Source organism: Larkinella insperata, from assembly GCF_026248825.1.
GTDB classification, from domain to species: Bacteria; Bacteroidota; Bacteroidia; order Cytophagales; family Spirosomataceae; genus Larkinella; species Larkinella insperata.
The window spans coordinates 1,867,870-1,891,835 of the sequence record NZ_CP110973.1 but is presented as its reverse complement, the minus strand read 5'-3'; the positions used below and the strand labels follow the sequence as shown (position 1 = coordinate 1,891,835).

Here is a 23,966-nt window from a genome sequence, read left to right as displayed (position 1 = left end):
GGAACCAGTCTGGGAGTTTAGGTATTTGTAATATAAGGCTAAGCCCGGCAATTATAGGGTATTTTCTGAATTTTACTTTATTTCCTGCCCGCTTCAGGTTTATAGACAACTTTTCACGCCAATCCGTTGGAAGCCGAACACACGAAATTTCCGCATGAGGTTCAGAAACTTATCTCCGCCCAGCTGGCTTTACTGCCGTTTGCTAAAACCGTAGAGACGCCGTTCGAGCTTTTTCGCGTTGCCGACACGTCCGTTATTCTGCATTGCATTAATCTTCGGACGTACGCTAACTGGCATCAGCAGGTGGATGCGCGGCTTTTTTTTCAGCAGCTTTCCGAACAGTTTTCCGCCGACGGCTGGCGGCTGATTCATCTCTGGGAGGATGTCTGGCGGCAGAAAAAGGCGGTTGTCTTGTCCCGGCTCCGGGCGCTGGCGGGCCGCTCCGAACGGATTCCGGCCCGACTGACGCAGGTTCGGCGCATCGACCGGCCAACCACCGACCGGTTTCTGGAGGATAATCATTTGCAGGTACTAACCAACGTGAAATACAAATACGGGTTGTTTTTGCCCGCCCGGTATTTCCGGGTTCTGTCGGCGGGTTTTCGGGCGGAGCTGGCGGATTGTGCCGAATTGCTGGTGGCCGTTGCTACCTTTAGCCACCCGCGGCAAATCACCCGCGACGGGATTCCGCACCGCTCGGTGGAACTGGTCCGGTTTGCCAATCTGCGCGACTGTACGGTGGTGGGTGGGCTGGACAAACTGTTGAAAGCGTTCGTAGTCGATTTCCAGCCCGATGACATCATGACCTACGCCGACCGCGACTGGTCGGATGGGCGGAGCTACGAAAAACTGGGTTTCCAGCGTCTGGGAGAGACCGAACCGCAAGCGTTTTGGCTTCATCCCGGCGAGTGGGTGCGCCATTATCCGAATCGGCTGCCCGGTGGGGTAACGGAAAACGAAAATGCAGCGGAGGAATACATTCCGGTTTATAACGCCGGGAGCCTTAAGTTTGTGAAGATTTACCGGGACACGGCCAGGACAGATCCACCGGATGGGCAAGAATAAAGGCTGCCTGAATCCGTTCTCTTCATGTTCCTATCCTTCACTATGCAGAAAATGATTGTCATCCTTGGCCCGACGGCCAGCGGCAAAACGCGGTTGGCGGTACGGGTTGCCCGGCGGTTGAATGGGGAGGTTATCAGCGTGGATTCCCGGCAGGTGTACCGCGACATGGACATTGGTACGGGCAAAGATCTGGACGAGTACACGATTGACAATCAAACCATACCGTACCACCTGATCAACGTCGTTGACGCCGGAAGTGATTACCTCCTCTATCAGTACCAGCAGGATTTCAACCGGATACTTTCTCCGATTCTGGAGCGTGGACGCATTCCGGTGCTTTGTGGAGGAACCGGTTTGTATCTGGAAGCCGTGCTGAAAGGCCACCAGTATACCGCCATTCCGGTGAATGAGGAACTTCGCCGGGCGTTGCAAACCGAGACCGATGAGCAACTGCTCGAGCGCTTTCGGCAGTTTCCCGCCGAGTACACGGCCTGGGCCGACTCGTCCACCCGCAAGCGCCGGATTCGGGCCATCGAAATTGCGACGTATCTGAGCGCCCATCCGACTACAGACTTCTCGGGAAAAGGTTCGCTGCCCGATGCTGCGGTGTTTGGCCTTGATTTGCCGGTTGAAGTCCGTCGGCAACGGATTTCGGATCGCTTGCGGGAGCGCCTGCAAAACGGGATGATTGAGGAAGTGGAGCGGTTGCTGGAGCGCGGTGTTCCGGCCGAAAAGCTGATTTTTTACGGTTTAGAGTATAAATTCCTGACCCAATACCTGCGTCGGGAACTCGATTACCCCACGATGGTAACCCGGCTGGAAACGGCCATCCACCAGTTTGCCAAACGTCAGATGACCTTTTTTCGCAAGATGGAGCGCGACGGTATTCCCATCCGCTGGCTCGACGGTCTGCAACCCGCCGAGGTTCTTACTGAGCTTATCCTAAACGAATTACGCTCGTAAATTTTACCCCATGACGCATAACTCTTCACTCAAAACTCCTAATCCCACCAGTTTTCTTTATTTTTGAACCATGACCTCAACAACCAGCCCACTTGTTTTTTTAGAAGCAATTCATCAGGAAATTCAGCAAACGGAGTACGGTCAGCAGCCCGCCGAGCTATACGACCCGATTGGCTACATCATGAATCTGGGCGGCAAGCGGATGCGGCCCCTGCTGACGCTCATGGCCGCGTACCTGTTTGGCGACGATTGGAAAAAGGCGATCAAACCCGCCGTGGCCGTTGAAGTTTTCCACAATTTCACGCTGATGCACGACGATATCATGGATCAGGCGCCGTTGCGCCGGGGCCAGCCGACGGTGCATGAAAAGTGGAACCACAACATTGCAATTCTGTCCGGGGATGTGATGCTGGTGAATGCCTACAAGCTGCTGCTGGATGTTGAAATACCGCATCTAAAAAAAGTTCTGAGCCATTTCAACCGGACGGCCGCCGAGGTCTGCGAAGGCCAGCAACTCGATATGAATTTTGAGACCCGCTGGGACGTTTCGGAAGAAGAGTACATTGAGATGATCAAGCTGAAAACGTCGGTTCTGCTGGGTTTTGCGCTCGAACTGGGGGCAATCATTGCCGGGGCCGACGACGAAGCCAGCGCCCTGCTGTGTGAAGGCGGAATTAACATCGGTCTGGGGTTCCAGTTGAAAGACGACCTGCTGGATGTTTACGGCGATCCGGTTAAATTCGGCAAACAGGTCGGGGGCGATATCATTGCCAACAAAAAAACCTTTCTGCTGATCAAGGCCCTGCAACTAGCCGAGGGGGATCTGAAAACTGAACTGACCGGCTGGCTGCGGGCAACGGACTTTGATAAACAGGAGAAGGTGCGGGCCGTTACGGCGATTTATGACCAACTAGGCATCCGCCAGCTGACGGAAGAGCGAATTAACAATTACTTTACGCAGGGATTCACTAATTTCGGCCAGGTGTCGGCCGAACCCGACCGCAAGGCCCTGCTCATCGATTTTACAGAACAGCTTATTGGGCGGGAAAGCTGACGTTCTGGGCGAAAGAGCCCTTATTCATTCACACCGACCAACTACATTCAAACTACCTATGCCTGTTACGCTTGCCATCATCGTCATTACCGTGCTTGTTACCATTTATGGCTGGCAAAACGAAGCCTTTCTGGACGGCCTGGTGCTGAATCCGCAAAAAGTACTCCGGAAGGGGCAATGGTACCGGTTGCTGACCTCGGGCTTTGTGCACGCTGATCTAGGGCATTTGATTTTCAACATGTTCACGCTCTACTTTTTCGGGACGCTGATTGAACAGGTTTTTGGGGCGCTGTTTGGTCCGAACGGGTCGATCTACCTGCTGGCTTTCTACCTGGTCTCAATCGTTGTTTCAGACGTTCCGACGTTAATTCGGCAGCGCGACCGCTCAAATTACAATTCCCTGGGGGCGTCGGGTGGAGTATCGGCCCTGTTGTTTGGGGCCATCATGTTTTTCCCGACCGAAAAAATCCTGATCATGGGAGTTATTCCCATTCCTGGGTTTATTTTTGGCGCCCTTTACATGGGTTACTCCTTCTACGAGTCCCGGCGTGGGCGCGGTAATATCAACCACGATGCGCACTTGTTCGGCGCGATTTTCGGTGTGCTGGTCGTCGTGCTGCTCTATCCGCCCGTCTTTCCCAGCTTTGTGCAGCAGATTTCCGGCTGGAAGTTGTTCTAATGGGTAGATCAATGAGATTGAACAGGAGGCCGCAGATTCTCTGATTTTGTCGTTACGCTCTGGTCTTACAGCTTTATCCGTTTTATGTGGCAGTTGCTCCGTCAACCTTATCCTTGTGAAGATGTAGTGCGTCGGCGGTGGGTCAAGGCGTTCTGGATTGGCCTTTTTGTTGGCTTGTTCCTGCTGATTTTTCAACCGTTTGGTTTAAACAATTGGCAAACACCCTACAAAGCCGCTAAAGTCCTGGGTTTTGGACTGATCACTTTTCTGATAACGGCTTTCCTCTATCTGGTTACACCGGTGCTGTTACCGAGACACTTCAGCAGCGAAAACTGGACCGTCGGGCGGGAAATCCTCTGGATTACCATTCTCATCACCCTGATTGGGCTGACCAACTACTTCTACCTGCAGTGGCTGATTGGCAATTCCATTCACGGCCCCGACTTGGCCGGAACCCTCATTGTAACCTTTCTGATCGGTATTTTTCCGGCCGCGGCTTCCGTGGTGGTTAATTACATCGTTCGGCTTAAGAAATACAGTGAATCAGCCCGCGAAATTCCGGTTCGTGATCATCCGGAAACAACTGTCACCGCAACGGTTGAACAACGGGCTTTGATGGCGTTAACCGCCGAGAACGAAAAAGACAGCCTTATCCTGCCGCCCGCTGACCTGCTATACGTCGAATCCAGCGACAATTATTCAACGGTGGTGTATCTGAAAGAAGCGCAGCCCGCAAAAGTTTTACTCCGCAGCAGCCTCAGCCGGCTGGAGAGTCAGCTTAATCAGGATACCGATCCAACAACTGGACAGAACACGATCGTCCGGTGTCACCGGTCGTATATTGTCAATCTGGAGCGGGTCGAGAAGGTGACGGGCAACGCGCAGGGCTACAAACTCCACCTGCAAAATGGGACGTTTCAGATTCCGGTAGCCCGTAAATACAACGATACGCTCGTGGCCCGACTGAAATCCCTGGCCTGACCCTTTGCCAAACGTCCCGGCGGCTTTGTCATTGGTCCCACCGGTTGACGAACATCCCAAAGAGCTGTTAACCACCCCTTTAATTTGACGTATTTTTGAGCACGGCGTAGGTTTGTTGCAACAACTCGAACACAACCAAACGCTTTTCTGCCATGAATCTGCTGTTGAAAATTACACTCATCGTTCACATTGCCGCCGGATTTCTGGCTTTGCTGGTCGGGCTGGTGCCCATGCTTGCGAAAAAGGGAACCCGGTTGCACAAACTAGCCGGACTTCTGTTTTACTGGTGCATGGCCACGGTCTGCCTGACGGCTGTTTACCTGGTTTTTTTCAAACCGAGTACCCTGTTTCTGCTGTTTATTGCCATTCTGAGTTTTTACTTCTGCTTTACGGGCCGCCGGATTTTGCGGCTCAAAAAAACGCAGAATCGGTTGACGCTGACCGATCGGGTGGCGGCTTATCTGGCGCTGGGGTCGTCGCTGATGATGGCGGGTTTGGGTGTGCAGGCGGTGATTGGCTGGATGAACACCGGGAACCTGTCGATGTTCGGATTGCTGTACTTTTTCTTTGCGGGTATTCTGTTCAGCAACGCCCGCTACGATGTCAGGTTGATTCATAATCCGGAAGCAGCCCGAAATGGCAAAATGGAGTGGTTTTACGGGCACATTTCCCGCATGTCGGGGTCATACATCGCAACGGCAACGGCTTTTGCTACGGTAAACACCCGCTATCTGCCTCATCATCATTATCTGGTTGATATAGCCGCCTGGACCCTGCCGGGCATCATCGGTGGGATGCTGATTGGCCGAACCATTCGGTACTACAAAGAAAAGGCTGGTGGAAAGGCTGCAAGACCGGAAACGGTTATGGCCTAAACAGACCCACGGGCTGAACTCGCTGGGTGCTTATTTGAAAAATCCTTTGGGGTCGGCCATTTTCTCCCGGAGTTCCTGAACAAAAGCCAGATCAACCGCTGACAAGTCCAGCGAACGGGCTTTGTGCAGATTTTCCCAGGATGCGGTATAATCACCTTTGGCGAAAGTTGCCCACGACAGACGCATGAACGTGTTGGCGTTTGTCATATCGTATTGCAGCGCCTTGTTGAGCACAAGGAGAGCGTCTTCGAGCAGTTCCTTGTCTTTGGTTTCTTTGTAGTGCTTCAATTCAACCGTTGCCAGATCAGTCATCAGAACGGCGTTGGTATCCGCCACTTCCAGCCCTTTTTTCAGCAGCCGGATCGATTCAGCGGTTTTGTTCTGCTGGTAACAGATTACGCCCAGTCCCCAGTAGGGATCGGCATTTTTGTCATTCAGGAGCCAGGCTAAGTTAAAGCGGTAAGCCGCCGTATCCAGCTGTCCTTCGGTTAAATACTCCCAGGCACGGCTTGAAAAAAACTGGCTGGCTTCGGTACGATTTGCAAAGTTCTGGTCGCATTCGCTCAAAAAGCGAACCTCCCAGGAAATGTGGGCGGTCGATTTCCCCTGTTCACCAAACAAAGGGGCCGTCATGGGGTTTATAGTAGCGTGGTTGACCTCCTTAGCTACTTCAGCCACCGTGTCATTTACACCCGCTTCAACTTTTCGGGCTGAGCTGACCAATTGGGTAGGCTGAGCAAAAACGCCCAGTGGAAGGCAAAGCAGAAGACCGAAAAACCGTATTGCTTTTGTCCGATTATTCATGTGACGTTTCGACGTACTAACCCATATAGAACGCTGGGACATTCAATTTAGTACAAAAAACCAAAAAACGGTTACGTCCTCCGGCGACGGCCTGGTCCGGATTTCGGTTTGTTGCTGCGGGCTGCCGGGCTTTTGGTTGACCGTCCGCCCGCGGGGCCGCTTCGTCCTCTGGCGGGAACGTTCTTCTTCTCGTGAAAGGCGCCTTTGAAAGTCGGATCTTCTTTCTTCCGCTGGTTGTCGATTTCCCGCAGATAATCCTGTTGTTCCTCAAACGGTGTTTCGGTAATCGGAACGGCTTCTGGAATGACTTCGCGCGGAATTTCCATCCGAATGATTTTCTCAATTTTCCGGATGTGGTATTCTTCCGCAATCGTCATGAACGTGACGGCTTCCCCACTGCGGTTGGCGCGGCCCGTTCGGCCGATGCGGTGTACGTAATCCTCGTAAATAAGCGGAACGTCGAAATTAATCACGTGACTGACTTCATTAACGTCGATACCCCGCGCCGTTACGTCGGTCGTAACCAGCACGCGGATATTTCCTTCCTTGAAGGCTTCCATCGCGTTAATGCGGGTATTCTGGCCTTTATTAGCGTGTAAGACACGGATGCGGTCGTCGGCAACGACTTTGCGGGCCAGAAATTTGTAAATGTTGTCGGCGGTTTCCTTGGAACGCGTGAAGATGATAACCCGGCTGGTGGCTTCGTCGCTCAGCAGATACACCAGCAGATTGAGCTTGGTCCGGAAGTTGGGAACGGCATAGAGCTTTTGCGTCACCATGTCGGCGGTCGATGCCTGGGGCGTCACCTCAACCCGCATCGGAAATTCCAGAAACTCGTACGACAGTTCTTCTACTTTTGCCGGAAACGTGGCCGAAAACAGCATATTCTGCCGTTTAACCGGAATCACCTCCAGGATTTTCCGGATCTGCGGCATAAAGCCCATGTCCATCATTTTGTCGGCTTCGTCCATCACCATGGTGTTCAGGTGCTTCACCACGATTTCGCCCCGCTGATAGATGTCCGTAAACCGTCCGGGGGTTGCCACCAGGATATCCACGCCCTTCTGAATGGCTTCAATCTGGGCTTTGGGGCCAATACCGCCGTAGATAGGCAGGTGGCGGATATCGGTGTATTTGGCCAGTTCGGTCATGGCCTTGTCAATTTGCATGACCAGCTCGCGCGTTGGCGCCAGAATCAGCACCCGCGGATGTTGCCCCTGCGCGTATTTGATTTTCATCAGGAGCGGCAGGAGGTAAGCGGCCGTTTTGCCCGTACCCGTTTGCGCAATCCCCAGCACGTCGTGCCCCGCCATCGCCAGCGGAATGGCCTGCTGCTGGATGGGGGTAGGCTGCTCATAGCCAGCTTCTTCAATGGCATTCAACAGTTGCCGGTTGAGCTTAAATTCTTCGAATGATTTGATTTCCATACTATGTCGTCCGAACTGAGGTACGAAGGATCATGGAGCCGCCGGGCTGCTTTCCTTCCCAATGCCAGCCAACTGCTGAGGCACGGTTACGTCGGTTCAGACCGTTAAAACTGTTTCAACACCCGCTCAATCCCACTGAGGTAACCCGTTCCAAACAAATTCAGATGAACCAGCAACGGATACAGGTTGTAAATCGCAACGCGCTCCTCAAAACCGTCTTCCAGCGGAAACGCTTCGTCGTAGGCATCGTAGAACCGTTCATCAAAACCACCGAAGAGCTTTGTAAAAGCCAGCTCGGCTTCGCGCAGACCGTAGTGGACCGCCGGATCGATGAGGGCTACGTCGCCGTTTTCGTTGACCATCACATTGCCGGACCACAAATCGCCGTGCAGCAGAGCCGGTCGTTCCGCCGGTAACAAATCCGGCAGCCGCTGATACAATTTTTGAAACTTATCGTATAATTCTTTCGAAAGAAGTCCCTTGTAAAGCGCCATTCCGGCCAGCGGCTGAAAACGCTGCTCGATGTAAAAAGCAACGCCGTTGTCTGTTAATTCGTTGCGTTGCGGCAGTGATCCGATGTAATTATCAAAGTTGAGTCCGAATTTCGATTGGGTGTGTGAATGTAACAACGCCAGCGACTGGCCGAATGATTCCCAGTAATCGGTTTTTGGTACGACCGGATCAATGTATTCCAGCACCAGATACGCCTTGTCGCGGTATTTGCCGTGCCCGATCACTTCCGGGATGTAAAGGGCTTCGGTCGAACGCAGGAGTTCCAGCCCGCGGGCTTCGCAGGAAAACATGTCCGTATTGTCTTCCGGATTCCACTTGACGAAATACAAGCCTTCCGACGAAAATACCTGGGCGGCCGTATTGATATTGCCACCCGCCAGAAACCGGGCTTCCAGCACTTCGACCGACCGGCCCAGCGTCTGGAAAAATACCCCTTCAAAAAAGTCAAACTGTTCTTCTCCCAGCCACATCGCTGTTTACGGTTTTCTGTTGTCGTGGTCCCCCGTTTCGATTTACAGTTTACAGTTGGTACTTTTGCCAACCTAATCCGCTATGAACTCCCAAATACAACACCTTTATGAACTGGCGCAACGCCCGGAGCGCCGGATCATCGGACTGATGTCCGGCACCTCGATGGACGGTCTGGACGTGGCGCTGTGCCGCATTCGGGGTAGCGGGCCACAAACACATGTATCGCTAACCCATTTTGAGACCGTCGCGTACACCGACGACCTGAAGGCGGAAATAAGGAAAGTTTTTGCCAAAAAAGAAATTGATTTTCAACATCTGTGTTTGCTCAACGCCTGGATTGGACGGATTCACGGTCGGATGGTCGTGGATTGCCTGAACCGCTGGGACCTGAAAACCACCGATGTTGACCTCGTTGCCAGCCACGGGCAAACGGTTTTTCACGCCCCCAAAAGTCAGCACCGGCTTGATCAGTTTCCGAACGCAACGCTCCAGATCGGCGACGGAGATCATGTGGCCGTCACAACGGGCATCACGACCCTGAGCGATTTTCGCCAGAAACACATCGCCAAAGGGGGCGAGGGCGCTCCGCTGGCGGTCTACGGCGATTATTTTATTTTCTCGCAGCCCGGGGAAAACCGCCTGATGCTCAACATGGGCGGGATCGCCAATTTTACGTACTTGCCCGGCAACCTGAACGCCGAAGAAGTGTTTACCACCGATACCGGCCCGGGCAACACGCTCATCGACGCCTTTACGCGCCAGCTTTTCGGTCAACCCTACGACGCCAACGGCCAGATTGCCGGCCGCGGCACGGTAAATCAGGAATTGCTGCACCAATTAAAACAGGATTCCTTTTTTCAGGCTCCCTTCCCCAAAACAACGGGGCCGGAACTGTTTAGCACGTTGTACGTCGAACAGGCCCGGCAGCGCAGCCAGACCGTCGATACCTTATCCGCCGAAGATCTGATCGCAACGCTGACCCGTTTCAGCGCCGAAACCATTGCCGAAGCCATTCAGAGAGTGATCCGGCCAGGCGACGATTATACGGTTTACCGGAGCGGGGGCGGGATGCACAACCCTGTGCTGATCAGGGCCATTCAGGAGCTTCTGCCCGGTCTCCGTTTCGCCAATACCGATGAACTGGGTATATCCGGTGACGCCAAGGAAGCCGTGCTGTTTGCGGTTTTGGCCAACGAAGCCGTCGCGGGCGGTCACACCTCCTTCGGCAACCGGCAGGGCGTACCGACGGTGTCGATGGGAAAAATTTCTTTTCCAGATTAAAATCAGGACGCGGAACGTTATTAATCCGCGATGCAATTCGAAACCGAATAAGTTATGAATGATATTGTTGTAATCGGGGGGGGGATTGTTGGGCTGGCAACGGCTTTGCAAATCAAGCGCCAGCGGCCCGGCCTTTCGGTAACCGTACTGGAAAAAGAAAACCGGGTGGCGGCCCACCAGACCGGTCATAACAGCGGGGTAATCCATTCCGGGCTATACTACAAGCCGGGCAGTTTGAAGGCAACCAACTGCATCCGCGGCTACTGGATGCTGATCGAGTTCTGCGAGCAGGAGCAGGTTCCCTACGAACTTTGCGGCAAGATCGTGGTGGCGACGAAACCGGAAGAAGTGCCGCTGCTGAATAATTTGTACGAACGCGGTCAGCAGAACGGGCTGGAAGGGCTGAAAAAGCTGACCCAGGCGCAAATGAACGAGATCGAACCGCACGTGCGGGGAGTCGAGGGCATGTGGGTTCCGCAGACGGGTATCATCGATTACGTCCAGGTCTGTGAGAAGTACGCCCAGAAATTCCGCGAGCTGGGCGGAGAAATCCGGCTGGGTGAAAAGGTAACCCAGATTACGCCCGGCAATACGCTGTCGGTGGTTGTGACCGATCGGAATACGTACGAAACCAAACTGGTTATCAACTGCGCCGGGCTTTATTCCGACAAGATGGCGCAGCTTACCCAACGTCAGGCGCTTGATTTACGAATTGTTCCGTTCCGGGGTGAATATTACAAAATCCGGCCCGAGAAGCAGTACCTGGTGCGCAACCTGATTTATCCGGTTCCTGATCCGAACTTTCCGTTTTTGGGGGTGCACTTCACCCGCATGATGCGCGGGGGCATCGAAGCCGGACCCAACGCCGTGCTGGCGTTTGAGCGCGAGGGCTACCGGAAATCGGACGTTAACCTGAAGGAAATGTACGAGACGCTGAGCTGGCCGGGTTTTCAGAAAGTGGCCGCCAAATACTGGCAGACCGGTCTGGGCGAAATGTACCGTTCGTTCTCCAAAGCGGCTTTTACAAAAGCCCTGCAGGAGTTGATTCCGGCGATTCAGGAAGACGATTTGATCGAGGGAGGCTCCGGGGTGCGCGCTCAGGCCTGCGACCGGACGGGCGGTTTGCTCGACGACTTCGCCATCCTAGAAACCGAGCGGGCGATCAACGTCTGTAACGCGCCTTCTCCGGCGGCAACCTCTTCGCTATCAATTGGTTTAACGGTGTCGCAAAAGGCCCTCAGCCGGTTCTGAAGTTTCTGAAATTAGAAAAGTCTTAGAATGCTGACCAATTAATTAGAAAAGGCTTAAAAATTAAAATAATACAATATTATATTTGCTACCTTGCTATAATGCTTTGTAACTTGCAGAGCTTAAGCTTTTAAACCCAAAATATTTTTATTACTCCTAACTAGTCACATGAAAAATATCCTGTTTGCTATTGCCCTCGTAACTGCTATTTCATCGTGTTCGAGCAAGAAGCGTTTAGCTGAATTGCAGACCGTGCACGACAAAGTAAAACTGGATTTGGCCGACTGTAGCAGAAAATCAGCCGAGCTACAAACCTCCCTGAATTCAAAAGACACCGAACTCCAAAGCAAAGCGAGCCAGATTGCCGATCTGCAAGGCCAGTTGGATTACATGAAAAAAACCAACACGAACCTGCTGGACCGGATGGCCGATTTGTCGATCGTGAGCAAAGCCGGTGCTGAAAGCATTCGTAAATCGCTGGAGACGCTGTCAAACGTGTCTTCGTCAGCCCAACGCAGAGATTCGATCAACCTGTTGCTGGTGAAAAACCTGAAGCGCTCCCTGTCTGACATCAACGACAGCGATGTGCAAGTGGAAGTGAAAAAAGGCGTTGTGTACGTGTCAATCTCGGATAAACTGCTGTTCCCTTCGGCCAGCTACAACCTGAACAAACAAGCCAGCACGGTATTGGGTAAAGTGGCGCAGGTAATCAACGACCACCGCAACCTGGATGTTCTGGTAGAAGGCCACACGGATATCTACCCGATCTCGACTCAATTCCTGAAAGACAACTGGGATCTGAGCGTTATGCGGGCTACTTCGGTGGTTCGGGTACTGCAATCGGAATTCGGCGTTGCCCCGTCACGTCTGACGGCTGGCGGTCGCGGTGAATTTATCCCGAAAGAAGACAATACGAGCGATTCAGGCCGTCAGGCTAACCGCCGGACCGAAATCGTTCTGCTGCCGAAACTGGACGAGTTTTTCAACCTGCTGACCGAGCAGCGTTAACCTGTTTCGACTTTTCCAAAAAGCCGGCGATGAATTTTCATCGCCGGCTTTTTTATTTAGACGCCAATCGTGAAACCCGTTTCAAAGAAACCGTTCGGTTCCACGTGCTGAATGGCTTCTTTTTCTTCAAAAGGAACGGGCGTCCCGTCGCGGTCGGCATACCCCAGCCAGGGCTCGATGCAGACAAACGATGCCCCGGGTTTGGCCCAGATTCCCAGGTACGGAAAGGCCGGAAAACTAACGGTGACAGCCCGGTCGTGATGACGGCTCCGGATTGTGACACTCCGCGAATCCAGATTTTTGAACACCAGCGCATCCCGGTCAAACAAATCGGTGGTGAGTGGCAACTGCTTTTCAACGGTCAGAACCGGCTCCGTCTCGCCCGTGAAATAGCCTTTGGGCGATAACAAATGCCGCTCCAGATCTTCCTCCTTCTGAAATTCCAGGTAATAGTCTTCGTACTTTTCGTCCGGTGAGAACGGAACCGCAAAAGCCGGGTGTGCGCCCACCGAGAAATACAGCGGTTTTGCTTCCTGGTTAATCACGCGGTAAATAATCGTCAGAACCTGGCTGGTAATCTGGTATTCAATCTGAAATTCAAACTGATAGGGATAAGCCGCCAGCGTTTTTTCGTTGGCCTGAAGGGAAAATACCGCCTTGGTGGGAGTGGCTTCAACCAGCGTAAACTCCGATTGCCGGGCAAAACCGTGCCGCTCCATCGGGTAAGTTTTGCCCTCGACGGTAATCTGGTTGTCGAGGGTGCCGCCCACTATCGGAAACAGATTCGGCGCGTGCCAGGCCCAAACTGCCGGGTCAGCCTGCCAAAGGTGTTCCGTACCGGTTTGCTTATTATAAAGGGAAGTTAGTTCGGCCCCTTTCGGCCGGATGCTTACTTTCAGAAGATCATTTTCGAGTGTTGTCATAATGGTTTAATTCCGGGGTTCAGATACCCGAATGAATAAAATCCTGTTGCTGGTGGAATATCGGGTAATGAAGACAAAAATGGGCAGAAAGCCGTAACTTTGGGCAAAATTTTACCGCATGGCTCCACAACGCAATCAGGCACTGACGTTCATCTTCATTACGATTCTGATTGACTGTACAGGAATTGGGGTTATTGCTCCGATTGTTCCCCGGCTTATCGAGGAACTAACCGGTGGTGGCATCAGTGAAGCTTCGCAGTACGGTGGATGGCTTACATTCTCCTACGCCATCATGCAATTCATCTTTTCACCCATTCTGGGCGGTTTGAGCGACCGGTTTGGCCGTCGGCCCATCCTGCTGATTTCCCTGTTTGGTCTGGGACTCGACTATATTTTTTGTTCGTTTGCCCCAACCATTGCCTGGCTGTTTGTGGCGCGGTTTATTGCCGGTATCTGCGGAGCAAGCTTTACCACCGCGTCCGCTTACATTGCCGACGTCAGTCCGCCGGAAAAACGGGCGCAGAATTTCGGGCTGGTGGGCGCAGCGTTCGGTCTGGGCTTTATTGTCGGGCCCATCATCGGCGGTATTTTTAGTCAGTACGGCAGCCGCGTGCCTTTTATGATTGCCGCCGGGTTGTCTTTGCTGAACTTCATCTACGGCTATTTCATTCTGCCGGAATCGCTTTCGCAGGAATACCGCCGTCCGTTCGACTGGACGCGGGCGAATCCGATTGGCTCGCTGGCTCGCCTGAAGCGCTACCCGGCTATTGTCGGCCTGATCGGTACCATGGTTTTACTGTACATTGCGGGTCAGGCACCCCAGTCGGTCTGGACGTACTACACCATCGAAAAATTCCACTGGAACGAAGCCTGGGTGGGGTACTCGCTCGGGTTTATCGGTTTGACGGTCGCCATCGTACAAGGGGGCGTCATCCGGGTGGCCATTCCAAAACTGGGCCAGAAGAAGGCGGTTTTCACCGGTCTGGCGTGTTCGGCCCTTGGTTTTGTCTTATTTGCCTTCGCCAGTCAGGGCTGGATGATGTTTGCGTTTATGATACCGTATTCGATGGGCGGTTTGGCGGGTCCGGCCGTGCAGAGCCTGATCTCAACGCAGGTGCCGCCGAACGAACAGGGGGAATTGCAGGGCGCTTTGACCAGCCTGGCGAGTATGACCTCTATTGTGGGGCCGTTGCTGATGACAAACCTGTTTGCGTATTTTACCAAGCCCGAAGCGCCGGTGTACTTTCCGGGCGCGCCTTTTCTCATGAGCGCGGTTTTGACGCTGGTCAGCTTTTTTCTCGTAGCCAGAACATTGGGTGCTGCGCCCGCGGTTGTTGCCGAACCGGAAAACTCCACATCCGGTCAGTAAAGGCTTTCCTTGCCAGATTCCGTCCGTTTCAGGAGCCATTTAGCCATTCAGACCGTCCGAAAAGAGCCGGCTGGGATCGGTACGTACCCATTGCGTAAAACTACGTGTTTTGCAGAAACCGTACATTCACTCTACCAAAACGCGGTTTGATCTGCCAACTTTGTAGCGTCGAAAGACACAACAACAACACTACTGAACAACAAAGAACAACAACAAGTACTAATGGAGAAGCAAGTCTGGGCAGATTCGTGGGGTCGTTCGAACACCCGCTTTCACCGCCAGGACGTTCACCCGTACGTATTGAAACACCTGACGCCGTTTGCGTTGATGGAAAAGTCGATTCTGGTGCCCTTGTGCGGCCGATCGCTCGACCTGGTGTATTTCAGTCAATTTGCGGAACGCGTCGTGGGAGTGGAGCAGAACGAAAGCATTATTCTGCAGTTTTTTGCGGAAAACCAGCTTGCCTATGAAAAAGTTGGGGAGCGGTATATTTCGAACAATCTGACCATCTTTTGCAAGGATTTGTTCGCACTGACGCCCGGGGAAGTCGGCGAGATTGACCTCGTTTACGACCGTGCTTCACTGGTGGCGTTACCGCTTCCCATGCGGGTGGAGTACCTGCAAAAAATGGAAGAACTGACTCTGCCCGGCACTCAGTACTTTCTGACAACGCTGGAATACGCGCCGGAAATGAACGCGGCCCCGTTCAGCATTACGCCCGGGGAAGTATACGGTTACTTCCCAAACTACCGGGTCCAGCACGTTGAGAGTCCGACCGTACCGCATCACCGTCTGATGAAGAAACTCAACCTGGACTACCTGAAAGAACACGGCTTTATGATGCGGAAGCTACACAACGCATCCTACGCATCGCTGGAGGAGGCTGCCGATCGCCGTTTTTACGAGTTTTCGTAAGATTTACCGAAACTGGCGGTTGATCTCGGTGAGCAGGTAGCCTTTGGGGTCGTTGAAATACTCCCAGAACATTACGCCCGCCATCCCTTTTTTACGAGCATACCGGCATTTGTACCGTACCGATTCCTCGTCGTCGTAGGAGATAAAAAACTTCTGCTCCGGCTGGTAGAGGTACGGTGCTTTGGCTTTGCGGTCCCAGTAACGCACAAAAGCGGGGTTGGTCAGCAAACTGTCTTTGATGACGGTGTAGCCGCCGACACGGTTGGTTTTTACCGCCTGGCGGGGCGCATCTTCGTGGTTGTCATTGGCGAGCTGCCAGCCACGCCCGTAAAATGCCAGGCCCAGCACCAGTTTCTCCACCGGCACGCCCGCATCCCGGTAAAGCTGAACGGCCCGGTCGCCCGACGGCTCATTTTCGGCTCCGCTGCCCGGGTACAGGTTCGTGTGATGGCCGACCCGCGGGCCATTGACGTAAAAATCGTACGACATGACGTTGACGAAATCAAGATACGGGTGCAATTTCCCCATTTCCGTGTGCACAAAAATTTCGTTAAAACCGGGTAACGCCGTCGTAACGAAGTACTTTTTTCCGGTTTGTTGTTTTAGCGCATCCAGTTGTTCGCGCAGTGCCTTGAACATCAGGGTGAAATTCTCCTTGTCTTCGGGCCGGAACACATTGTCTTCGCCTTTCATGCCGGGGTACTCCCAGTCAATATCAACCCCGTCCAGATCATAGTGCCGCACAATATCGGCCGCCGACCGGGCGAAAGACAGCCGTGAGGTATCGCTCAGAACGGCGTCGGAAAAGTTTTCGCTCCACGCCCAGCCGCCGATTGAAATCAGAATTTTTAGATCCGGATTGCGCTTTTTCAAACTGTTCAGCTTTCGAAAGTTGGTGGTATCGGTTGCCAGGTTGTGCAGCCAGGCCCGGTTGTTTTTGATATCCACAAACGCATAATTGATGTGCGTTAGTTTTTCCGCCATGATCTGATCGGTGTCGACCAGACCACGAAAACCGCCTACGTAGGCCAGGACAATGGGTTTGGGCGTTTTCTTGAACGTCATGCCCAGAAAGACGGGAACGGCGACGAAAAGCAACAATTGAAAACAGTTTCTGATCATAGTTGATGAAAGCAAACGGCTGTAAACCCTACACCCGAATAAAGATTTTCTTTTTGTACATCCAGTACAAAATCAGCCAGAAAACCAGCAGAGCCGCTCCGCCACTCGCCAAGGGTTCATACGGTCCGAACCGCTCAAAGATCGTCTGCCCCAGATGCGTCTTGAAGGTGTCGATGATAAAACGGTCGATGAGGTGAACCAGGCAGTAAATAGCAATGGAGTTCATACCAATGACCACGAGGGGAAACGCCCAACCCCGCGATTGCCGCACATCAATCAGGTAGTAGAAAGCCGCCAGCAGCAGGAAGCACCAGCCTCCGCTGAAGAGTACCCATCCGGGTGTCCAGATGCGTTTGATGGAAGGACAGATTCCGGTAACGGTCAGGAGCCAGCCGGTTGCTAAGCCAATCGCTCCGGCAATCAGAAAGCGCTTGAGCAGTTCGGAAGACGGTAATTCGGCGCGCAACCAGCGACCGGCCTGCAAACCCAAAATCATTGTGCCCAGCGTCGGGATGAAACTCAGGGTCGCGTAGCCCCCGCCGTTGTACAGAAAAGGTTTGGCGCGCGGAAACAAGTTCAGAAACCACGTATCAAAGGCCCAAGCCAGGTTGCTGTTTTTGTTGAAATGGGCTGCTAGGCCGGTTCGGTGGTAGGGCCAGTCGGCGGGAACCCCCACGGCTTCGTAAGAAAAACCGGGTCCGGGCAGCGGATAGAGTACAAAGGCCAGCCAGTAGCCGACCAAAATTACCGCCAGCGCAATCCAGACCGTGCGCGTGGGCCGAAAACCCAGCAGAAACAAAAATGGGTATCCCAAGCCAATTTGGGTTAAGGTATCCTCAAACGTAAAATTGGTTTGTTCGCGCCCTACCGAACGCAGGGCGATGCCGAGCAAAATCAGGATTAGCGACCGGCGAAGCGTTTGGAGGAACATCGAACCAAAGGAGGATTCTCTGGACTGCCGACTGGCGATGGAATAGGGGAGAGCAACGCCCACCAGAAAAGAAAATGACGGTTGAATCAGATCGTGCAGGGTGCAGCCAAACCATTCAACGTGGTCCTGATGATGCGCCATGAAACGCCAGAAGGCGCTATCGGGCAGAGCTTCCGAAATCCGGCCGTAATGCAGGATTTCGGCGGTCATCAGAAACATAACAAAACCGCGGTACGCGTCCATCGACATCAATCGACCCGCGCGGAACTCAGGAAGTACGGTAGCCAAGGTGGTATTCGGGTTAGGAATTTGCAAGAAAGGCAATTTTTCCCAACCCACCTACGGACCTTGGACCGTATCCTACCAAAAATTTGACTACAACAGGTTTACGGACGCAACAAGTAAGTTTCGACTGTCATAACCGTTGGTCGTTCGGACAGTAATACGTGGTCCGGCCCCCTACTTCGGATTTGGCGATTCGGGTACCGCAGCGGGGGCAGAACTTATGAGCCTCCACATCGTCGTACGGAGAATTGTCCCACTCCCGAACGTGAATCAGGAAATGAATCGGAAAATCACGGTATTGCGCTTCGTGGCGGATTGCAATTGTCAGCACCAGTTGAATGGCGTCGTGCAGGCGCTTGATGTCGTCGTCGGTTAAGTTCTCGGTGCGTTTTTCGGGATGAACGCGGGCCTGGAACAGCACTTCATCGACAATCCAGTTGCCCAAACCCGCCACCGTGGATTGATCCATCAGAACCGGTTTGATGAAGGCTTTTTTACGCCGAATTTGGCTATCCAGTTCGGAAAGGCTGATTATCAAACCGTCTTTACCAATCTTTTTTCGCTTTAAATAAGTAGGTATATCATCGATCAGGCCGATTCGCTCGAATTTACGCGGGCAGATAAAGCCCAGATTAAACCCGTTCCGGAAGTGAAAAACAATCCGGGCGTACTTGGGCCGGTCGAGCGAGGAATGATAATATTCCAGATCGCCAGTCATCCCGAAATGCATGTGTAAAATCAACGGTTGTTCAGGGTGATCGGGACCATCGGTGAAAACAAACAGGTTCTTACCAACTCGCTCGGTACCGGTAAACCAGCGTCCCTTGAGGGCTTCCTGCAGGGTGGCGAATGGAGTGGTTAGTAATTTGGGGTCTTCTACCTCGATGTCTTCAACGGGCTGATGCAATGAGGAAGACTCCAGGTAAAGACGATAAATTTCAACTTCGGGTAATTCAGGCATAAGCTGGGATTCGGGAACTTTCTAGAGCTATTTATAGGTTATATATAACATTTTGGACGTAAAACAGGTTATAACTGATAGCTCTTTTGACAATGAAAGCGGTTTTTGATGAAATTGATGTTTGGATAAAAATTATTTCCGTGATACACTAACTTTACAAAAGTGCCCGTTATGGATACAATGTGTCCAATTAAAACTGCGCATGAAAGTTGTTTGTTACAACCCTAACTCGATTGAATGACAATTATTTACCTATTTTTTTTGTTTACTTCTGTCTAATTAAATCAAACCGCACAAAGTAGTTATGGAGAACAATAAGCCAAAAGCAAATGGCGCGCTGGTAGCCGCCTTAGTGATCATGACCATTCTTGCAGGGGTATCTAGTTATCTGCTTTACGAACAAAAAGAAGTTGGTAAAAATCAGGAAGCAACCATTGCTACCCGCGTAGAAGAACTAGCGACAACCCGGACAAGACTCGATTCGATTTCGACGGCTTTGGATGCTAAAATCGCCGAAGTTAAAAAGTTAGGTGGTGACGTTACGGACCTTCAGCGTGTAAAAGAAAGTCTGGAACGTGACAAGGCAGCGCTTCGGAAAGGCCAACGTATTTCAATCGCTAAATACGAAGCTAAAATTAAGCAGTACGAAGCTTATCTGGTTGAAAAAGACACACTGATTGCACAGCTCAGATCTGAAAACCAGTTGTTAGTCACAAACAATCAAACGTTAACTGACGCTAACACGACCCTGCAGACGGAGAAACAGACGTTACAGGATTCGGTGACAACCTACACGGCTGCTAACCGAGATTTGACCGACAAAGTAACCCGTGCGGCTGCCCTTAAAGCCCAAAATGTTCGGGTTTACGCGCTGAATTCAAAAGGCAAGCAGCGGGACGCGACGCAAGATGAAGTGAAGTCAAAACGCGTTGACAAACTGAAAGTCGTTTATATGTTGCCTGAAAACCCGCTCACCAGGCAGGAAAACAAGGATGTTTATGTTCGGGTACTGGATCCAACGGGTGCCGTGGTTTCAGACATGGCAAATGGCTCTGGTACATTCCAAGTTAACGGCGAAGAGCAGATCTATACCGTTAAACAAACGGTACCGTTCACCAACAACAACCAGAACGTGGAGTTGACCTACAACCGGGGTACGGTGCCTTATAAGCCGGGTAAATACACCATCGAGTTTTACTCGGAAGGTTTCCGGATTGGTGAAGGTTCTTTTGCTATCAAGTAACTAACACACTAAATTGACCGGTAACAAAAAGCGCGATATCCAACGATATCGCGCTTTTTGTTACCGGTTTCTCGATCAGAGCCGGGATGCTGTTCTCCTTCTCAGGAAACAAGTGAGTGTTGTAGTCGATTCCACTTTTGTTGAATCACTTCCCTTTTCTGGCGGCTGATCGCCAAAGTCCTCCCTGTAATCAGTTCAACCAGTGGCAGTGGAAAATGGGGCATTTCGGCTGGGTGGAATCGGTAAATGAGAGCTGGATTGATTAAATAAGACTCATTGATGCGCCAGAAATCAGGTAGCCTGTTCTCCCAGTACGTAAGAGAATCAGAAGTTGAAACACACTGTTGTTTATTGCTGTTTAGATAAACAATCCAGTTTTGCTCTCCTTCCGTATAAATAAAGAGTAGATCCGACAAGATGATGTTCTGTTGTTGAGGATTATCTTTAGTAGATGGCATTACTGGCGGTTTTAGTGGAAAAATAGCTATTTAACGGATAGAACAGCCACAAAAACAGGTACTCACTGGAAGACTAAGCGTTTCCCAATAATTCAGAAATGGATTCCCACCGGCGTCGGGATACAGGAAGCGCACTTCCATTAACCAGGTGAATGATGCCTAAACCGGCTTTCAAACGTTCGAGACGCTCGACATACTGGCAGTTCACAATGCTGTTGCGGTGGACCCGGATGAATTTACCAGGAGGTAACATCTCTGCCAGTTGTTTTAATGTCTTGGGCATGATTATTGAAGGACGGTTTACCCAATGTAACCAAGTATAATTACCATCTCCCTGCAAATAGATGAGTTCTGAAGTTGGGAAATAATGCTGCCGTGAACCCCGGGAATACAGTTGCAGTACAGAGTCAGTAGTTACGGAAACGGTGGAGTTGGAGATTGGCATTAACATACTATAATTTTCTTAATAAAAGATCTAATTGCAAATCGGTTATCGAATAATTGTTCAAATTATACTTTACTTAAATATCAGACTGACAAAAAGCCATTAACGACATAGATTGGTACCTGAACGGTTGATTTTTGGCATTGAAATGGAACGCTTGGAATGCTGAACAGTTGTTAACTTTATGTTAGCGATCAACTGGTAATTTATCCTTATTGTAGGAGCTGCATGGAAAAGGAAAAAGTCCAAATTCTGGTGATTGAAGACGAGGCTATTCTAGCCATGGATTTGTCAGATACACTCGAAGAAGAAGGATATTATGTAATTGGCATTGCCAACAACGGCCGTAAGGCGTTAGACTTATTTAAAAATCAACGAGTCGACCTGGTCATTTGCGATATTCAATTGAAAGGTGATTGGGACGGTATTGAAACCATTAGCCAGATTCAGGCTTTGCGGCCAGTACCGGTTATCTATACCACGGCTTTGTCTGACAAAAAAACGCTGGAACGGGCTAAACACACCTTTCCTTCTGCCTATTTAACCAAGCCCATTATCACTAGCAATCTCCGCATTGCTATCGAGCTAGCACTGTTCAATTTTAGCAGCAAACAGCAAGTTGCTGTGCAGGATGAGGGCACCGAATTAAACGGGATCCTGGAAAAAGATGCTCCTTCCCGCGAAACCATATTGCGGATCGACAACCTCATCTTTATTAAGCACAATTACCAGTTTGTTAAAATTTTATTGAACGACATTCTGCTCTTGGAAGCGGATGGGGCCTACACAACAATTGTTACGAATGACCGAAAATACGCGATACGGTTAACAATTAGCACATTGTTAGAACGATTGAATGAGCCACATCTAATTCGGGTTCACCGTTCTTTCGCGGTTCACATTAAAAAGGTAGAAGGCTTCTCGGATCGCGAAATAACCATCGGGAAACATACGGTGCCGCTGGGACGACAATACAAACAGACTTTCATTCAGCAATTTCAGATTTGGTGACCGTTAGACGGTTGAATAGTTTGGGAGCAAGCACAATTAGTCTTGCCCTCCATTTTAAAATCCGATAAAGAAAATATTTTTTTTGTGATGGTGGTTTTTACCTATAGTCCGGTGCATAAGCGGCCTGAGCGTGGCCGTTTTTGATGCTTAAAACGCATACAGAAAACCGATTGCCAATCCCTGGCTGTATTGAACAGCTTCGTCCTGATCCTTATCATAAAGAATGATGCCGGTTAGATTAACATTCACAAAGCGATTAACCTTGGCTGTCAGGGAAACATCGAGACGGTGATCAATGGCATTCAGCGTAGCGTAATTAGCGAAAAGCAGGTAACGGGCTTTCAGATTAAGATTTTCCGCAATGTTACGATCATAGTTGGCAATAAGCTGGAAAGCAAATTCATTGCGTACCTTTTTACCGGGCGCTACCCCGTAACGGGTCGGTTCACCAGTCTCAATAGCGTCATCCAGCACGAATGTCTGCCGAATTGTACCCAAACCAAATTGCAGGTTGAAATACGTCGCCGGTTTGTATTCCAAACCCATGGATTCTGTTAGAAAAGCCGGTGCAAAAAAGTTTGATATCAACAAACTACGTTCACCACCGCCCGCCAGTGATTCATACCGATAACCCGGAGCAAACTGCGACAGAAAGTTAATGTTACCAAAAGCCAGCCAGACAGGGTTCAATCGATATCCCACTTTTGTATCCAGAAAGATCCGGTCAACGTTTTTACGGGAGTCTTGCCCTTCATTCTTCACAATCCCGTATTGTAGCTGCACTTCACTGGTCCAGTTGAAGCGTCGCTGCATGTAATCGGATTTCGCGTTGAAAAAAGCACCCAAAGCAACGGAGTTGACCCCGCCACCCTTCCAGTTGTTGCTAAAAGAGCCTTGATTCAGGTTGATCCCAACCTGAGCTGACCGCTTCCAGTAAACCGTATCCAATGGAACAACCTTGATTGAATCAAGCCGCGTTAGGGTTTGCGCCACCGATGCGGTACTCAGGCAGAGCAGAAAGAAGGTGTAAAGTTCTTTTTTCATTTTGTAAAGCAACCGCTGGTAGGAGAGAGATTAGTTGAAAACTTCGATGTTACTAGCCTGCAGGCTTTGTAGGGGAATAATCGTGGTTGTGTCGCCGGTCTGGAGGGTTAGGGACGTATGATCTATCCGAAGAATTGTTCCTTTGGTATCGCCAATCCGAATCACTTGTCCTTCGTAGAAACGGTTTCTGCTGTAGAAAGAAGATAAAATGTTGGCCATGACGTCCCGCGACGCCATCCCGTAGCCAACCGCGAAAGCAAAAATGACTCCGCCAATCAGTAGGTTGAAGCTTGATTCCAGAAGCTCCGTATTGATGCCTGCCTGCCCCAGAGCGCTGATGAGCGTAATGATCAAAAAGAAGAAAGACAATCATACCCAGGAGCCTGCCCGAAGCAATGTTAAACGACTGGCAAAGCGTTATAACCGCTCCTTTCAACGCATCGGCTACTAATACTCCCACCTGTAACATAATGGCGGCAGCAATTAACCGGGGAATAAAGTCAACCAGTGACTTGACCATTTCCGTAATGGCCGAAACCCCAAGTGTTTCGGTTGCAGCCATTAAAAAAATCAATAATACAAAATAATACAGCACTTTAGAAACAATATCGCTTAGCTTGATTTCGGTCTTAAGCCGTTTGATGAAGTCAATTTCCGTCAACCGGTCGCCGATTCGGTTGATACCAACGCGATCCAGCAGCTTCGATACGAGCAGAGCGAGTGCTTTTGCTACACCGAACCCAATGGCCATAATGAATGCAGCACCGATGATGCGGGGCACAAAATCAATGAACTGATTAATGAGGGTGGTAAATGTGTTGATTAAGATATCGACGAAAGCAGGCACCCGATCCATAAGAAGACCTAGTTAAGGTTTTGAGAATTGTCAG

General features: G+C 51.0%; 23 protein-coding genes and 1 pseudogene. 13 read left to right on the top strand and 11 right to left on the bottom strand.

Features of this window, described 5'->3' with window-relative positions; all coding sequences use genetic code 11:
* Positions 1 to 126 precede the first annotated feature (126 nt).
* The 6 genes from OQ371_RS07750 (at position 127) to OQ371_RS07725 (ending at position 5,617) form a co-directional block, all read left to right on the top strand.
* A complete protein-coding gene (locus OQ371_RS07750) occupies positions 127 to 1,065 on the top strand; it encodes a PDDEXK family nuclease (protein WP_265993217.1) in 939 nt (312 codons plus the stop codon).
* A gap of 24 nt (positions 1,066 to 1,089) precedes the next feature.
* Positions 1,090 to 2,028 carry a tRNA (adenosine(37)-N6)-dimethylallyltransferase MiaA gene (miaA, locus tag OQ371_RS07745; RefSeq protein WP_265993216.1) on the top strand — a complete coding sequence of 313 codons (939 nt, stop codon included), beginning with the start codon at positions 1,090 to 1,092 and terminating at the stop codon, positions 2,026 to 2,028.
* 70 nt (positions 2,029 to 2,098) lie between these two features.
* The gene (locus tag OQ371_RS07740; RefSeq protein ID WP_265993215.1) at positions 2,099 to 3,082 is read left to right on the top strand and encodes a polyprenyl synthetase family protein; all 984 of its coding nucleotides are present in this window, start codon (positions 2,099 to 2,101) and stop codon (positions 3,080 to 3,082) included.
* A 58-nt stretch (positions 3,083 to 3,140) separates the two neighbouring features.
* Positions 3,141 to 3,761 (top strand): rhomboid family intramembrane serine protease, encoded by a 621-nt coding sequence (locus OQ371_RS07735; protein WP_265993214.1) that lies wholly within the window; start codon positions 3,141 to 3,143, stop codon positions 3,759 to 3,761.
* Positions 3,762 to 3,845: 84 nt separating this feature from the next.
* Positions 3,846 to 4,742, top strand: coding sequence for a LytR/AlgR family response regulator transcription factor (locus OQ371_RS07730; RefSeq protein WP_265993213.1), 897 nt, complete (start codon positions 3,846 to 3,848; stop codon positions 4,740 to 4,742).
* Between the two features lie 152 nt (positions 4,743 to 4,894).
* Positions 4,895 to 5,617 (top strand): DUF2306 domain-containing protein, encoded by a 723-nt coding sequence (locus OQ371_RS07725; protein ID WP_265993212.1) that lies wholly within the window; start codon positions 4,895 to 4,897, stop codon positions 5,615 to 5,617.
* Positions 5,618 to 5,647: 30 nt separating this feature from the next.
* Here the strand turns inward: OQ371_RS07725 and OQ371_RS07720 are convergent, their stop codons facing one another.
* The 3 genes from OQ371_RS07720 to OQ371_RS07710 form a co-directional block, all read right to left on the bottom strand.
* The gene (locus tag OQ371_RS07720; RefSeq protein WP_265993211.1) at positions 5,648 to 6,250 is read right to left on the bottom strand and encodes a tetratricopeptide repeat protein; all 603 of its coding nucleotides are present in this window, start codon (positions 6,248 to 6,250) and stop codon (positions 5,648 to 5,650) included.
* A 242-nt stretch (positions 6,251 to 6,492) separates the two neighbouring features.
* Positions 6,493 to 7,848, bottom strand: coding sequence for a DEAD/DEAH box helicase (locus tag OQ371_RS07715; RefSeq protein WP_265993210.1), 1,356 nt, complete (start codon positions 7,846 to 7,848; stop codon positions 6,493 to 6,495).
* Between the two features lie 104 nt (positions 7,849 to 7,952).
* Positions 7,953 to 8,831 (bottom strand): fructosamine kinase family protein, encoded by an 879-nt coding sequence (locus OQ371_RS07710; protein WP_265993209.1) that lies wholly within the window; start codon positions 8,829 to 8,831, stop codon positions 7,953 to 7,955.
* 82 nt (positions 8,832 to 8,913) lie between these two features.
* Here OQ371_RS07710 and OQ371_RS07705 point away from each other — a divergent pair, with 82 nt between their 5' ends.
* The 3 genes from OQ371_RS07705 to OQ371_RS07695 all read left to right on the top strand — a co-directional run bounded on the left by OQ371_RS07705 (position 8,914) and on the right by OQ371_RS07695 (position 12,369).
* A complete protein-coding gene (locus OQ371_RS07705; protein WP_265993208.1) occupies positions 8,914 to 10,113 on the top strand; it encodes an anhydro-N-acetylmuramic acid kinase in 1,200 nt (399 codons plus the stop codon).
* Between the two features lie 54 nt (positions 10,114 to 10,167).
* Positions 10,168 to 11,364 carry an L-2-hydroxyglutarate dehydrogenase gene (gene lhgD, locus OQ371_RS07700; RefSeq protein WP_265993207.1) on the top strand — a complete coding sequence of 399 codons (1,197 nt, stop codon included), beginning with the start codon at positions 10,168 to 10,170 and terminating at the stop codon, positions 11,362 to 11,364.
* Positions 11,365 to 11,529: 165 nt separating this feature from the next.
* A complete protein-coding gene (locus tag OQ371_RS07695; protein ID WP_265993206.1) occupies positions 11,530 to 12,369 on the top strand; it encodes an OmpA/MotB family protein in 840 nt (279 codons plus the stop codon).
* Between the two features lie 56 nt (positions 12,370 to 12,425).
* Here OQ371_RS07695 and OQ371_RS07690 read toward each other — a convergent pair whose 3' ends face one another.
* Positions 12,426 to 13,292: an aldose 1-epimerase family protein gene (locus tag OQ371_RS07690; RefSeq protein ID WP_265993205.1), complete on the bottom strand. Its 867-nt coding sequence runs from the start codon at positions 13,290 to 13,292 to the stop codon at positions 12,426 to 12,428.
* A gap of 112 nt (positions 13,293 to 13,404) precedes the next feature.
* Between OQ371_RS07690 and OQ371_RS07685 the strand changes: the two are divergent.
* Positions 13,405 to 14,661 (top strand): annotated as a pseudogene (locus tag OQ371_RS07685) (TCR/Tet family MFS transporter); the annotation flags it as partial.
* 222 nt (positions 14,662 to 14,883) lie between these two features.
* Positions 14,884 to 15,576: a class I SAM-dependent methyltransferase gene (locus tag OQ371_RS07680; protein ID WP_265993204.1), complete on the top strand. Its 693-nt coding sequence runs from the start codon at positions 14,884 to 14,886 to the stop codon at positions 15,574 to 15,576.
* A gap of 3 nt (positions 15,577 to 15,579) precedes the next feature.
* On the opposite strand, the gene OQ371_RS07675 is transcribed toward OQ371_RS07680, so the two are convergent.
* The 3 genes from OQ371_RS07675 to OQ371_RS07665 all read right to left on the bottom strand — a co-directional run bounded on the left by OQ371_RS07675 (position 15,580) and on the right by OQ371_RS07665 (position 18,875).
* Positions 15,580 to 16,698, bottom strand: coding sequence for a glycoside hydrolase family 18 protein (locus tag OQ371_RS07675; protein WP_265993203.1), 1,119 nt, complete (start codon positions 16,696 to 16,698; stop codon positions 15,580 to 15,582).
* A 28-nt stretch (positions 16,699 to 16,726) separates the two neighbouring features.
* Positions 16,727 to 17,872, bottom strand: coding sequence for an acyltransferase family protein (locus tag OQ371_RS07670; RefSeq protein WP_265994280.1), 1,146 nt, complete (start codon positions 17,870 to 17,872; stop codon positions 16,727 to 16,729).
* Between the two features lie 172 nt (positions 17,873 to 18,044).
* On the bottom strand, positions 18,045 to 18,875 hold the full coding sequence (locus OQ371_RS07665; RefSeq protein WP_265993202.1) for an Fpg/Nei family DNA glycosylase: 831 nt from the start codon (positions 18,873 to 18,875) through the stop codon (positions 18,045 to 18,047).
* 304 nt (positions 18,876 to 19,179) lie between these two features.
* Here OQ371_RS07665 and OQ371_RS07660 point away from each other — a divergent pair, with 304 nt between their 5' ends.
* A complete protein-coding gene (locus OQ371_RS07660; protein ID WP_265993201.1) occupies positions 19,180 to 20,118 on the top strand; it encodes a DUF8428 domain-containing protein in 939 nt (312 codons plus the stop codon).
* Positions 20,119 to 20,219: 101 nt separating this feature from the next.
* Here the strand turns inward: OQ371_RS07660 and OQ371_RS07655 are convergent, their stop codons facing one another.
* Together OQ371_RS07655 and OQ371_RS07650 are read right to left on the bottom strand one after the other, a co-directional pair.
* On the bottom strand, positions 20,220 to 20,576 hold the full coding sequence (locus tag OQ371_RS07655; protein WP_265993200.1) for a LytTR family DNA-binding domain-containing protein: 357 nt from the start codon (positions 20,574 to 20,576) through the stop codon (positions 20,220 to 20,222).
* Positions 20,577 to 20,649: 73 nt separating this feature from the next.
* Entirely contained in the window at positions 20,650 to 21,021 is a 372-nt protein-coding gene (locus OQ371_RS07650; protein WP_265994279.1) for a LytR/AlgR family response regulator transcription factor, read from the bottom strand.
* A 228-nt stretch (positions 21,022 to 21,249) separates the two neighbouring features.
* Here OQ371_RS07650 and OQ371_RS07645 point away from each other — a divergent pair, with 228 nt between their 5' ends.
* A complete protein-coding gene (locus OQ371_RS07645) occupies positions 21,250 to 22,032 on the top strand; it encodes a response regulator (protein ID WP_265993199.1) in 783 nt (260 codons plus the stop codon).
* Between the two features lie 147 nt (positions 22,033 to 22,179).
* On the opposite strand, the gene OQ371_RS07640 is transcribed toward OQ371_RS07645, so the two are convergent.
* The gene (locus tag OQ371_RS07640; protein ID WP_265993198.1) at positions 22,180 to 23,076 is read right to left on the bottom strand and encodes a DUF3078 domain-containing protein; all 897 of its coding nucleotides are present in this window, start codon (positions 23,074 to 23,076) and stop codon (positions 22,180 to 22,182) included.
* 52 nt (positions 23,077 to 23,128) lie between these two features.
* Complete coding sequence (locus OQ371_RS26320; protein WP_310586622.1) at positions 23,129 to 23,932, bottom strand: mechanosensitive ion channel family protein; 804 nt, start codon at positions 23,930 to 23,932, stop codon at positions 23,129 to 23,131.
* Between the last annotated feature and the right edge of the window lie 34 nt (positions 23,933 to 23,966).